The following is a 13616-nucleotide window of genomic DNA, read 5'->3' on the forward strand; positions in this document are numbered from 1 at the left end:
TGTGCAGCAGACGTTGGCATTGGCGGCGATCCATTGCATGCTGCGCGCACACTTCACTGTACGCCCGGAGGGCACGCCTTGACCTTGAGCCGCGCTGATCTTGCTTACGTTCTGCAAATCCTGGAGCAAGACACGATTCACGACTTGAGCCTTATTTCTCAGGCCGTGAAGATGAATCCTCGCGACCTGTTGAATCAAGTCGCGATTGCCATGGCCGATCAGTTCCTTAGCGGTGCACGCGACTTTCACGCATGCGACGAGGTGATGAATCTTTTGTTCGGCGATATCGTCAACCTCGGCATGGATGCCGAAATGCCCGAACCGGCTTTTTCCATCTACCTCGCGTTTGATTCCGGAGAGCATAGGCACACCGGTGATGACGAGGAGGTCGTACCGTGGGAAAAATGGACGCGACCTGAGCTCGTGCAGATTCTTGATCGGCTGGCGGGTGGCTTGTCCGGGGCTCGTCGATAGTTACACGCTTTCTAGCGCTGGGTGGCCGACAAGCAGGTTTGCCCGGTCTCGATAGAACCGCAAAAACTCATCCGCCGGCATCGCTTTGCCAAACAGCCAGCCCTGACCAAACTGCACACCGTGACCGCGCAGGTAATCGCGCTGGGCTTCGGTCTCGATGCCTTCGGCGACTATCTGCAGGCGCAGGCTCTTGGCCATTTCTATGATGTGGCCGGTCACGGTGCCGGTCGCGGCATCCTGATCGATATTGTCGACAAACGACTTGTCGATCTTCAGCACGTCCAGCGGCAATTGCTGCAAATGCTGGAGGCTGGAAAACCCGGTGCCGAAATCATCGATGGCCGCCAGATAACCCAGCTCACGAGCGCGATTGACGGTGGCGCGGGCAGCGTCGATCTCGACGAAGCCGCGCTCGGTGGCCTCCAGCCAGATCTGCTTCTGCTGCACATCAGCACGACGCAATGCCGCTTCCAGTTTCGGCAGAAAGCGGCCACTGCTGACGTCCTTCGCCGCCAGGTTAATCGCCACGTGCAGACTGCGCTCCTTGATCAGCAACGGGCCGACGTCGCGCATCACATTGTCGATGACCTGATCGGTGATCGGCAGAATCAAACCGCTGTGCTCGGCCAGCGGAATAAACGCATCGGGGCAGACCCGCGAGCCATCCGGGTGCTGCCAACGCACCAGTGCCTCGGCGCCAACGCAGGCGCCGTCGCTGAGGCGGATGATCGGTTGATAGTGAACGACGAACTCGCGATTGCGCACCGCCAGTTGCAGTTCCGCCAGCGGCGACAGACGTTGCCGGGTGCGGCGCACGATCAGCAACACCAGCACCCCCGCGAGCAAACCACCGATGGGCAACAGCAGTAACTCCCGGCGGATCAAGCCTTGCATCAGTTCATGGCGTGACAGCGCGGCGATCGCCACCCAGTCGCCGCTGTGTACGAGGGTGTAGAGATAACCGTCGGCAAGGCCCGAATGCGGGCCGGAATGCACGCGAGCGAGGAAGTGTTCCGCGCCAGGGCGCGAGGTGCTGACCAATTGCCCGGACGCGGTGCCGACGGCCAGATGCAGATCCTCATCGAGCATCACATGCAGAAACTGCTCGGGATCGACCAGCACGTTGAACGCCGCGTACTGCAGCGCCATCATCGGTTTCGCCGCAACGATGCGCGACTGCACGCCGAGCGACACGCGCACGCCGTCCGAGGTGGTGAAGTCCTCGCGCCATGGCGTCGCGTGCTGCTCGACCGGGCCCCAGGAACCGCAGGCGTAAATCTCTTCTTCAACGTAGCCGATCGACTTCACGGAGAGGGTGTTGATGGTCAGCAGACGCATCTCGTCGATGCTTTCCGGCGTGCACGGCGCGAGACGCGAACCCGCGATGGATTTCAGTGCACCGGCCGCTTCACTGAAAGTCCCGTGGGCACGACTGGAGGCAATGGAAGCGAGGGTTTCCAGACGTTGCTGAGCCGCTGCCAGATTCAACATCCAGGCGACGTAACCCATCAAAAGGAGCGGAAGCAAGACACACGGAAGGCCCAGGAGAATGCTCCCCCAGACAATGCGTTTTTTGTTCATGGCGCCACCTTGGCCACAAGGCCTGTGACGTGCGCACAGCACGGCTGTTTTCAGCCACTACAGAATATCGCCGCCGGGGTGGGCGAATATTGTTGTAGATCAACTATTCCACTGCCGACCTTCAATCCCTGTGTGAGCTGGCTTGCTCCCACAGGTTTGTGGCAAAACACAGATATCCAATAGCCCAAAGAACCCTGTAGGAGTGAGCCCGCTCGCGATCGCGGTCTATCAGCCGCATTATTGCTAAATGACCCACCGCGATCGCGAGCAGGCTCACTCCTACAAAATTTGTGTCAAATCCAGCATATCCAGCATCCCGAAGAACCCTGTGGGAGCGAGCTTGCTCGCGAAGGGGCCCTGTCAGCCAACATCACCTTAACTGACCTACCGCATTCGCGAGCAAGCTCGCTCCCACAGTGTCACCGCTCAAACTGCACCATCCAACCCGATGGACAATTCACGCACCCCACGGCCCATTCGCGCAGGCATTTTCGTGCGGCGTGAATTTGTCATATTCGGTCTAAATCCGGTGCAGATAGTAGGCAGCCCAACGCTAACCGAAATGAGGCTGCACCGTGTTTCAACGTCTTCTGTGTTCGCTGTCCGTACTGAGCCTGTCCATCGCCGCCGCCCATGCTGCCGAGGCTGTACCGCTCGACACGCCGCGCCTGCAAGGCATCGACAACTTCCGCGACGTCGCCGGCATCACCACCGCGTACACCACGGCTCACGACGGCACGATGCGCGCCGGGGTGTTCTACCGTTCCAACGCGCTGACGCCGACCGCCGCCGATCTGGCGATTCTCAACGGCCTCGGCATCAAAGCCGTTTACGACTTGCGTACCCCCAGCGAAATCGCCGCCACCCCCGACACCATGATCAGCGGCGCGACCTACCAGAACATCGACATCATCGGCTCCACCACCTCCGGCGCGAATATCACCAACATCTCCTTCAAAAGCGCCGCCGACGCCATCGCCATGATGGAACAGACCAACCGCGCCTTCGTCAGTGACGCCGGCATGCGCGGCCAGTTCGGCAAGCTGTTCAATGAACTCGCCAGCGTCGATGCCGCGCAACTGTTCCACTGCACCGCCGGCAAGGACCGCACCGGCTGGACCGCCGCTGTGTTGCAAAGCATCGCCGGTGTCGACAACGCAACGATCATGGCCAACTACCTCGCCACCAACGACTACACCGCCGCCCGCGTCGCCGCCACGCTCAAAGCGCTGCCGCCGAGCATGGCCGCGATCTACGAGCCGCTGCTCGGCGTGCAGGCCAGCTACTTGCAAGCCGGCCTCGACGAAGTCACAGCCGAATACGGCAGCATGGACAACTACCTCAAACAAGGCCTCGGTCTGTCGCAGGAAACCATCTATGTGCTGCGCGGCAAACTGGTTGAATACAACAGCCTGCCGGGTCAGGCTGGGCTGATCGGCAACGCCGCCGCCGGCGCCGAATTGCTTCGCCAATTGCAGAACACCAACCTGTCCGGCACCTACAGCGCCTACAACTACTACCTGCAATCGGCCATCGACGCCGGCACCCTCGGCGGTGTTGAATCCCAGGTCGGCGGCCAGGTACACGCCGACGCCGCCAGCTACCTGCTGCGCCAAAACGCGATGATCGAACAAGCCGCCGCGCCGTTCGCCAGCGGCACTGACCTCAAGGTCGGCCAATACCGCCTCTGGACCACCGCGCTCGCCGGCTACCTCGGCACCGACGGCTCGGCCCACGCTGAGAGCAGCAACGAACACAGCCAAGGCCTGATGGTCGGCATCACCCAGCGCTTCAGCGAACAACTCAGTGCACGCGGCGGCTTTGGCTACAGCAAAGGCACTGTTGGCGGCGCGGGTGGCGAAGCCGACACCGACTTCACCTTCCTCAACGTCGGCGCTCGCTACGGCTTCACCAGCCTCGAACAAGGCCTGTTTCTCGACGCCAACGCCAGCGCCGGCTACATCGACTACGACAGCAAACGCGACCTCGGCGGCGGCCTCGGCGCCGCGAAAGGCGACACCCACGGCAACCTCACCGGCGCCACGTTGGCCCTCGGCTACCGCGCCCCAATCAACGGCATGATCTTCGAACCAAGCCTCGGCTTCCGCATCAGCCACCTCGACCTCAACGGCTTCAAAGAGAAGGGCAGCGAACTGGCCCTCGACGTCGACGACAACAGCTCCACCCGCCGCAGCGCCGTCGCCAACCTCAACGTCGCCTTCGCCCCGGTGGCGATGGGCGCATGGCAACTGGTGCCGGGCGTACAAGTGGGTTACGAACGCACACTGGGCGACAACCAGGTCGACAGCCAAAGCCACCTGCTAGGCCTGGACATCGAACAACGCGCTGCTTTCGATAATCGCGACCAATTCAGCGGCGGCGTAAACGTCATGGCCAGCCTCGGCGCCCTGAGCCTGGGCGCAGAAGTCGGCGCCAACGGCGGCGGCGACAGCCACGGCTTCAACGGCGGTCTAAAAGCCAGCTACGCCTTCTAAAACACACGCGGGATCAAGGATGACCCCCAATCCAACACCCCCCCCAAAAAAAACCAATGTGGGAGCGAGCCTGCTCGCGAAAGCGCCAGGCCAGTCAACATCAAATCGACTGACCCACCGCGTTCGCGAGCAATCCCGCTCCCACAAAAGCCCCTCACCCTAACCCTCTCCCGAAGGGAGAGGGGACTGACCGCGTGGATTGGAAGGGTTACACCGACGTGGCATACCGAGTCGAGCTCAAATTTTGAAAAGCCCACCAATCGGCTCCCTCTCCCTCGGGAGAGGGATGGGCGGGCGGCTTTCCGATGAGGGGCAGCCCCACCACAAAACCTGCGAGTGTCCCTTGCGCTGGTATATGAAGTTGTGGGAGAGGGGACTGACCGAGGCGTCTTGCGTCATGCATCGACCTGAAAGATCGAGGCGATTATGGATTCAAAGCAAGACTCTCAGGTCGGTGTAGATCTTCAATATCCCCGGCTCGGTTCCCTCTCCTTGGGGAGAGGGATAGGCGGGCGGCGTTCCGATGAGGGGAAAGCAGTCACCGCAAAATCAACTGGCCAACTCGGTCAAACGCCTCCGCGCCCACTCCTCGATCAACCGCGCCGGCGTGCCATCCCCACGCTTAGCGACCCATCGGCGCGGTGCGACGTTTAGCTAAATCTTCTCACCACAAGTTACCTTGCAAACCTGTTACCCAATCACCCCCGAGTCCGAAACTCCGCCGGACTCACCCCAAAAGCCCCCTGAAAATACCGACAAAACCGCCCCACATTACTAAACCCGAACCGCAACGCCACCTCGGTCACCGACCCCGAACCCCGCTGCTTCAACACCTCATAAGCCCGCTCCAGCCGCACCTGCCGCTGATACGCCACAATCGACATCCCGACAAACCGCCGAAACCCTTCCTGCAACGCCCGCTGACTCACATGGCTCAACCGCGCCAGATCCACACCACTCACCAACTGCTCCGGATGCGCCTGAATAAACTCCACCGCCAACTTCACATGTCGCGGCGCAACCATCGCCGTCGGCCGCCGCAACTCCTCGGAAAAGTTATGTGGCCACGCCTCCAGCACCGCATCAACCAACATCTCGCGCAACCGCGACGGCATCAACGTCCCGCTGTTGAGCAACAAATCAAACTCCGTCCCCGTGGCCAGATCAATCAACGCCTTGATCCCCTGAAACGCCGCCGTCTCAAGATCCACACTCGGCTCAAAAACAATCTTCTGCAGAATCGGTTTATCCAACAGCGCCGACAACCGCTCAGTGAGCTGATGCCGATTTATCGACATCCCGTGATGCGCGTGATCATCCAGAAAACGCATCGAACGGATATCCGCCTTATCAATCGCCAGCCCAACGTGCGACACCCCGATAGACTCGGTGGCATGGTTGAAAACGATCTTGCCGGCAGTGGGGATAACGAACGTGATCTCATCCTGTGGATCGGGGAAAGCGACGGTGAAATCACCGTGATAATGCATCCGCCGAAAACTCACGCCATCGTGCCGACCGTAAACGCCGCCGATAATGATGTTCGACGGCAGCGGCGGATTGTCGGCATAACGATTGCCAAACAATCTGGAAAACAGTGCACCGAAGTCGTCCGAACGGAGGTTGTCGGAGCGCAGGATGATTTGCTGGCGAACGGGAGTCGGAAACACCTTGGCGGCACCTTCTTTTGGGGCTCTAGGGCAGGGGTGTAGGGGAGGGCGCCAAGGAGATTAGCAGACGAAATATGACGCGTTTGTGACAGCCAGAAACATGCCGTAACACCGCCGCACCACGTTTAGGAACAAGGACACTCGGCAGGCAAAGGCCAACATGGCAACCTGCTCGCAACTGTACTCAGCAAACAAATAGCGGCGACGCCTCCAGCGCTTGGCCCTGTTTGACATGACCTGAAAGCATTCAAGTTAATTGGAGCGGCAATGCAAGCCAACACACAAACACTCCCCATCACCCTGACCCCCGAACTCGACTTCGACCAAAGCGCCGCCAGCGCTTTCGGCGAATCGCTGACCAGCGAATACACCCAAGCCACGCCATTCCCGCACATCGTCATCGACAACTTCCTGCAAGCCGACGTCATCGCCAGCATCCGCGAACACTTCCCGGTCGAACCGACCAACAACGAACAGATCTACGAGCGCGGCTACAAAGGCCAACTCAAACGCCAAATCAGCCCCAACGCCTGCAGCCCGTACCTGAAGAACGTATTCAACAACTTCAACTCCGCACCCATGCTGGAATTCCTCGAAAAACTCACCGGCATTCAAGGGCTCATTCCCGATCCTTATTTCGCCGGCGGCGGCCTGCACGAAACCAAAACCGGCGGCTTCCTCGGCGTGCACTCGGATTTTCGTCTGAACAAAAAGCTCAACGTTGAGCGGCGGTTGAACGTGATCATTTACCTGACCGAGGATTGGCAGGAGGCGTACGGCGGCAACCTGGAGCTTTGGGATGTGGAGATGAAGAAGTGCCTGAAGAAGGTGCTACCGGTTTATAACCGGTGTGTGATTTTTAATACGGATAAGGATAGCAATCACGGGCATCCGGAGCCGTTGACTACGCCGGAACACATCACTCGGCGGTCGGTTGCGCTTTATTACTACACGGCGAGTGGGGTGGGGGTTGATCCGGGGCAGAGGAATAAAACGCACTATAAGCCGAGGCCGAAGGATCGGTGGAGTTTGGAGTATTACGTGCAAAAATTTTTTAAGAAAAAAGCGTGAGGACACTCAGGTGTTTGACTATATGGAATATTTTCTGCACTGATTTTCTAGAAGGCTAGAGAAGAAACCATTTTTTCAGTGGTGGTCGGCAGTTTTTTCTAAATAATTCAAACCAGCCAGTGTTCCTTCTAATCACTTCAACCAACGGCTTGATCGCTGGAAACTCAATCGTGTTCAGATCCGCCGAGGGCACGCGATGACCTTGAAACGGACTTGCTATATCCGAGAGTGACTAAAGTGAGCTTCTACCTTTGAAATAGCGTTTTTTTTGAAAACCGACTTGCGTAGGAGTGGGTTTCGCGTCTACTTTTCAGTAATAGATGCTGGCGTGATGCCTTCACCGTTACGACTCATGGAGCGAGCTGTGCCATACACTCCCAATCCTCAACACCGTAATGGTGGCTACGCGGCGATAAAGTCTCAGTGGTCTATCTCGCAGCCTGACGAAATCGCGTGCTTTGACTTGGCGGTTGAGGCCGACTGGGTATTCAGAGACAATTTTTGGGGGTTGCACATAGAAGCGGCCGGTCTTAGCCCGTTAGGCGTCGCTCCTCCTCCTGCGTCCTGCCGGCTACATATCGCGAAATTTGTGGGCGATGGTATTGGCAACTGGCATGGATACCCTGTTGCCCATTGGCTCTCCCCGTATGACAAACCAAATGAAAAAATTCTTTATGCTTGGTTTGAGTTAGGCCTAATTAGTAAACCTAAAATGGCCAAAATTCATAGGGGTAAACAATGCGCTCTGTGAAAATTACTATAGCCGGGAGCTACTGGGATTCGCAGATTTACTCTGGAGAGCTTCTGTTATTTGACAACGATGGCGGGCTGCATCGTATTGACTGGTCTAGCTTCGTCGACAAAATTGCGTCAAATAATAACGACATTCAGACTGCCGTTCGTGTTGCGTTTTCAGATAGTGATCTTTTCTATAATCCGAAAGTTGTAAAGATACTGCGTGATCCTGATTTAGAAATGCCGATTAAGGCGCAGCTTTCTAAACTGTCAACCCTTGAACTTCAGGAAAGTAAAGAGTCTTGGAAGGAAATCTGGGCAACAGAAGAAACGCCTTTCTTTTTTTTACCTACCGATACCGAAATTTACTACAACAATATTTTTGCGGGTGGGGATGAAGGCCTTTACTCTGCACCTCGGCAAGGGCGTCCGATTGGTCGATTCGCTTCCAATTTCAAAGCTAAGCGTCACCATGATGCAACAGTTCTTCAAGTTAAAGCTTCAGACAGCTATACGGCTATTGCCACTGCCTCGGGTGCCGAGGGGCTGTTTGATTTTTCTTTGCTGAAGAGCTCAGAGGGAACTCTGAGTAAAGCAAGATTAATAGCGGAAAGACCTTGTAATGCCTGTGATTGGGCTTTCCAAAGCGTACTTGGGTGGAGCGCTAATTCAGCTTTCATGGCTTCATTTAGAGAGGAGAAAGAACCTAATTCAAAAAAAATAATTAGGGTAATCGATAGGGTGATTGACCAAGGGGAGATGTTTGAAAACTCAGGTGAGCAAAGTAGCTTTGCCTGGGGAGCACGCGAGAAGCTTTACAAGCTCACAGAAGGTCGAATAGAAGTTCAACATTATCGAGCGAGCGAGAAAAAATCAAAAAATAAATTTAATAAAAAATTTAATTCTATTGGCTCGCTTAGTTTCAAAAGTCCTTCATCTGTTGTAATCGCTTCAGGCACAGCATCTTTCGGGACTGTGCTTGAGTTTTGCGACAGAATACTTGTGGTGCGTAGCGATGGGTTGGAAGAAGAGTTTTTAGAGGAGCCGGTTCATTGGCGGATTTTCCCAAGGTCGGAACACTATAGTAATCAGTTGCACATAATCTACGAAGATAGGTTGGTGATTCTGTCTTTTGTTCATGATTATTTTGTGGATCAGAGTTCTAAATTGTTTGGTTTCTCTAAGGGGAAAAATGAATACACCGAGTACGACCTTGACTAAGGTTTGTGATTTTTCGCTAAAGATTAACTGACTATTCGGCTTTGGGGGCGGCGAGATTGTATGTTGGTGGCGGCTTTTAATTGGAGTGCTGTTGTTTGGTTCTTTATGCTTTGATGGGGGCTCAGTTGATCACAATTACGTCGATTCGTTTTAATAACTTCAAAGCGCTTAAGCAGTATTCGATATCGCTTGATCAATGTAATATTCTGGTCGGACCAAACAATGCAGGGAAGTCGACAATAATTAGCGCGTTTCGTATTCTAGAAGCTGCACTGCGTGCGGGTTATAGCCGGAGGCCAGAATACGTTTATCTCGATGAGAAGAGAGTTCTCGGGCATAAAGTTCCTGTTTCGGGGTTGCCTGTTAGTCTCGAAAATGTTCATACGGATTATGAATATTCTGAGACAAAAATTGAGTTCAGATTTTCGAACTCTAATAAAATATTCCTTAATTTTCCTGAGGACGGTGGATGTGTTCTTACATGGGAGTGCGTTGATAATCACATTAAGACCCCCTCGGCGTTCAAAAAAGCTTTCCCATTTTCTGTACAAGTAGTTCCAGTCTTGGGGCCATTGGAACATGAGGAACCAATCGTAGCAGAAGAGACAGTTCGACGATCTCTCGGTACACCGCGGGCATGCCGGCATTTCAGGAATTTCTGGCTGCAGAATCCAGATGGTTTTGAAAGTTTTCGAGAGTTGATCGAAAGTTCTTGGCCTGGCATGTCTATTAGCAGACCAGAACGATCATCCTCTGCAATGGTTATGTTTTGCACCGAAAGCCGTATGGATCGAGAGGTTTTCTGGGCCGGATTTGGTTTTCAAGTGTGGTGCCAATTGTTAACGCACTTGTCAAGATCGAAGTCATTTAGTTTGACTGTGATTGATGAACCTGAAGTTTATCTTCACCCAGATTTGCAACGGCAGTTATTAGCAATCCTAAGAGATCAATCCAATGAGTTTGTAATAGCTACGCATTCCACTGAGATTATGGGGGAGGCGGATCCTTCTGAAATTATGATCATCGATAAGTCTAAGCGATCTGCAAAAAGGGTTAAGGATATTGAGGGGGTGCAAGAAGCATTGATTTCTATAGGGTCCATACAAAATATAACTTTGACTCAGCTGGCTAGGAATAAAAAGATTCTTTTTTCTGAAGGAGATATTGATTACAAAATTATAAGGAGATTTGCAAAAAAATTAAAATTTACAGAGCTATCATCCGGCAACGACATAACGCAATTAGCGTCTGAAGGCTATAGTTCTTGGCCGAAAGTGCAGGCGTTGGCATGGGGTTTGAAAAGTACACCTGGGTCTGAAATTAAAATTGCTGCTATTTATGATCGTGATTTTTGGTGTGACGACGAAATTGCACAAGTAGAAAAAGGTTTGAAATCAAATCTTGCATTCGCTCATGTACACCGCCGTAAAGAAATTGAAAATTATTTATTAGTGCCCTCTGTGTTAAAACGATGTGTCAATAAAGCGGTTGCAGACAGAGCTAGTCGTAATGGTGAAAATGCTGAGGAAGTTGACGTAGGCCCAGAGCTTGAGAGAATATCAAAGCACTTTGAGGCCACGGTGCAAGGTCAGTATATTGCAAAATATGTTGAGTTTCATCGTTCGTGTAGGAAAGATAGTGCGGTGCTCAATACCGAAGCTATCCAGTTGTTTAATAACAAGTGGCAAGATTTGGAGACTCGTATGGAGGTTGTCTGCGGGAAAGATTTTCTTAGAGAATTTCGAAGCGTGATGTCTTCTGTATATTCTATAACGCTTACTGATTTTAAAATAATTGATGAATTTAAAGTTTCGGAAATTCCTGCTGATCTCGTAAGTTTGCTATCTGAGCTAGAGCAGTATCGAGCCGCACTCTAGTGAATCTGTTTTATTAAATGAATTGGGTGCAGTTGGCTTAAATGTAGATGTATGACTATCTCACTTTTGGATGAGCAGCGAGAGGGATTTTCGCAATGGGATACCTTCTGGCTGAACCACAACTGACCAAAGTCAGAGTGGCACTTTCCGAACCATTCAACGACTTTCTAGTCGAATATGACTATCTGGCGAGGAAGGTTAAAGACGTCGACCCTAACATTCTTTACGAAATCCTCTATTCAGAGGTCGCGCCGGTGTGTTTCACCAATCTTGTGGCCGCTGTACCTCCGGTGTGGACAGGCTTCGACCCCGAAACTCTCAGAGAATCGATTGGAGAAAGGTTGGCTGCGAGAGAGCGGAATTGGTTTCGTCGGCAGTTCGACAAGGTGCTGGTGCGTTGGTTGAAATACAACTACGCCTACATCTGGAAGGAGATCGCCAGTAGGCTGTAGCTTGCAGAACAAGGTGGGCTCACAGAAACAATATCTATGCCAAACATAGTTAAGAAACGGTCCTATTCCGGATTTTCCGTATTTCATCTGCATCTATTTTTTGATGTTATCGCTTTGCGCATGTTTCGATGTCGGCTTGAGTGGTTATCTCTGAGTCGATGCCTAATCTGTATTTACAATAATCGATGATGTCTTGTCGCTGCTCATTCGTGAGTTTTTCTATACGTCGATAATTTCCGTCATTCGCATGGATGTTGAAAAACTGCATTCGAAAGGTCGGATGCTTTTTGATGAAATATATTCGAGTGATTTCGCTGTCCGAAACTTCGTTATAGAAGCCTGTGCTCAGAATAAGCGAAAGCGAAATTAGAGAAGCGAACATCAAATATCTCATACCGGCCTTGGCTTGAGTGATGGTAATCATTCTGTCTTCGTGCGCATGTCTGATCAACCGTCCATGACGGCATCTCGGCCGTCATGGAGGAATTTTCGTTACTCCGTTGGCACCACGTTATCCAACGCCCGATTCACCGCCAACTCCCCAAGCATTACCACCTGCGCAATGCCTTGCAATGTCTTGCGTGCCGGTCCGTGAACCAGCCCGATCACATCCCCAAGCATCACCGAAGCCGAGCCGAGTGATTCACTGGCATTCACCAGCAATTCCTCAGTCTTGGTGTTCGGGTTGGCGATAAACATCTTGTTGGTTTGGTACGGGGTGAGCATGATTTCCGGGGCAGGGCCGAGGTAGTGGGAGAGGGCGCGGTCGACGGCTTCGTTGAATTTCTTGGCGTCTGGGGATTCGTCGCCCGCAATCGGATCGATTTCTGGCGGATTCGGCGTAATTTTGAACATAGATGAAACTCCTGGGAAACGATTAAGGAGCCATCACACTTCGCTACCAAACGAGGGGTGGCGGCCATGCACAGGTTGGTAGACCGGCCCAGGAGCCCGGCGCGTCCGAGGACGCCCTACGCATGGCCACCATAAAGCGGAGATCAGAAAAACGATCTCTGCGAAAGGTGCGCAATGCGCCTGGGAAAGTCGGGCTACCAAACCCGATCACTGCTATTCAGTGACCGACCCACAATAGAACCCGCATCCAAGGCGCACAAGCCGGCGGATTCTGGCGTAGTCGTAGGCAACGGCGCAAGGCGTTGTAGGTTGGGATGACGTAACTTGAGGTGTCTTTAAACAAAGTCCGGGAATTGCTTCAACAGGGCAGTTCGAGCTGTTTTTGCGATGTCTTTGTGGACTGGAGGAGCGGGAGCCGTTTCGCGATCCATCGGGGGCAAGCTCTCTCGCTACAGGGGGGAGTTAATTCGCCAGCGAAATCAGCGTGTCGATCACATTGATCGGCACATAAATCAGCGTAATCGCCGCATACGCTTTACGCGACCGAGCCATAAACGCGCCAATCGGCAACACAATCATGATCACATCCAGCAACCCCCAAAGCGCCACCGGCGATGCCTCAAACAACGTGACATTAACGATCAGCCCCAAGCACAGATACGTGGACAGCGACAGCAATGCATAGCGCCCATCCTGTTCGAAATACACGCGCAATCCGTTCTGCTCATCCTCACTGCGGCTCGGCAGCAGCAACGCCGCCGTGACGAACAGCGACAGTGTCAGCATCACCAACAATAGAAATTCGAGAAACGAGAAGCTCTGTTTCACCGCCGACAGTGCGTTGACGGCCCACCAGAATTGCAGCTGCATGGTAAACAGCATCACCGCCCAGACCAGTGCCACCCAATCTGGCTTGGCTACTCGGCGGATGCGGAACACCGTCAATGCGCCGAGCAGCAGGCGGGTGACGGAGAGTCCGAGGATCATCGAGAGGACGGTGGCGACGATTGGGAAGTTGCTCATCTTGCCTCTCGTGAACTCGGTTTTGGCTGTAATGGTGTTCTGGGCAGACTAGGTGGGGCAGGTAGGACCGTCAAACGTGGCTGTGCGGTTGGGTTGGCAGAAAACGCCTGTAGAGCCTTGCTGCGCGGAGGTAATGGATTAGGATGCCCGCAGGCTGGAATG

At 53.6% G+C, this 13616-nt stretch carries 10 protein-coding genes; 6 read left to right on the plus strand and 4 right to left on the minus strand.

Going from position 1 to position 13616, the window contains the following annotated elements; translation table 11 throughout:
* Positions 1-78: 78 nt before the first annotated feature.
* Positions 79-474 (plus strand): hypothetical protein, encoded by a 396-nt coding sequence (locus KBP52_RS01140; RefSeq protein WP_077572576.1) that lies wholly within the window; start codon positions 79-81, stop codon positions 472-474.
* Here the strand turns inward: KBP52_RS01140 and KBP52_RS01145 are convergent, their stop codons facing one another.
* Positions 475-1983 carry an EAL domain-containing protein gene (locus KBP52_RS01145; RefSeq protein WP_249122230.1) on the minus strand — a complete coding sequence of 503 codons (1509 nt, stop codon included), beginning with the start codon at positions 1981-1983 and terminating at the stop codon, positions 475-477.
* 647 nt (positions 1984-2630) lie between these two features.
* Between KBP52_RS01145 and KBP52_RS01150 the strand changes: the two genes are divergently transcribed.
* Positions 2631-4550 (plus strand): tyrosine-protein phosphatase, encoded by a 1920-nt coding sequence (locus KBP52_RS01150; RefSeq protein WP_212621796.1) that lies wholly within the window; start codon positions 2631-2633, stop codon positions 4548-4550.
* 698 nt (positions 4551-5248) lie between these two features.
* Here KBP52_RS01150 and KBP52_RS01155 read toward each other — a convergent pair.
* Complete coding sequence (locus tag KBP52_RS01155) at positions 5249-6220, minus strand: AraC family transcriptional regulator (RefSeq protein ID WP_212621797.1); 972 nt, start codon at positions 6218-6220, stop codon at positions 5249-5251.
* A gap of 267 nt (positions 6221-6487) precedes the next feature.
* Between KBP52_RS01155 and KBP52_RS01160 the strand changes: the two genes are divergently transcribed.
* From KBP52_RS01160 to KBP52_RS01175, 4 genes are all read left to right on the plus strand, one after another.
* Positions 6488-7291 carry a 2OG-Fe(II) oxygenase gene (locus KBP52_RS01160; protein WP_212621798.1) on the plus strand — a complete coding sequence of 268 codons (804 nt, stop codon included), beginning with the start codon at positions 6488-6490 and terminating at the stop codon, positions 7289-7291.
* A gap of 738 nt (positions 7292-8029) precedes the next feature.
* Positions 8030-9247, plus strand: a complete 1218-nt coding sequence (locus KBP52_RS01165; RefSeq protein ID WP_212621799.1) for a hypothetical protein — start codon at positions 8030-8032, stop codon at positions 9245-9247.
* 95 nt (positions 9248-9342) lie between these two features.
* Positions 9343-11124 carry an ATP-binding protein gene (locus KBP52_RS01170; protein WP_212621800.1) on the plus strand — a complete coding sequence of 594 codons (1782 nt, stop codon included), beginning with the start codon at positions 9343-9345 and terminating at the stop codon, positions 11122-11124.
* Between the two features lie 95 nt (positions 11125-11219).
* A complete protein-coding gene (locus KBP52_RS01175) occupies positions 11220-11576 on the plus strand; it encodes a hypothetical protein (protein ID WP_212621801.1) in 357 nt (118 codons plus the stop codon).
* Between the two features lie 492 nt (positions 11577-12068).
* Here the strand turns inward: KBP52_RS01175 and KBP52_RS01180 are convergent, their stop codons facing one another.
* Both KBP52_RS01180 and KBP52_RS01185 read right to left on the minus strand, forming a co-directional pair.
* Positions 12069-12431 carry a DUF6124 family protein gene (locus KBP52_RS01180; RefSeq protein WP_212621802.1) on the minus strand — a complete coding sequence of 121 codons (363 nt, stop codon included), beginning with the start codon at positions 12429-12431 and terminating at the stop codon, positions 12069-12071.
* Positions 12432-12893: 462 nt separating this feature from the next.
* Positions 12894-13454, minus strand: a complete 561-nt coding sequence (locus KBP52_RS01185) for a hypothetical protein (RefSeq protein ID WP_212621803.1) — start codon at positions 13452-13454, stop codon at positions 12894-12896.
* Between the last annotated feature and the right edge of the window lie 162 nt (positions 13455-13616).

The sequence above is a fragment of the Pseudomonas sp. SCA2728.1_7 genome (assembly GCF_018138145.1).
Classification (GTDB): domain Bacteria; phylum Pseudomonadota; class Gammaproteobacteria; order Pseudomonadales; family Pseudomonadaceae; genus Aquipseudomonas; species Aquipseudomonas koreensis_A.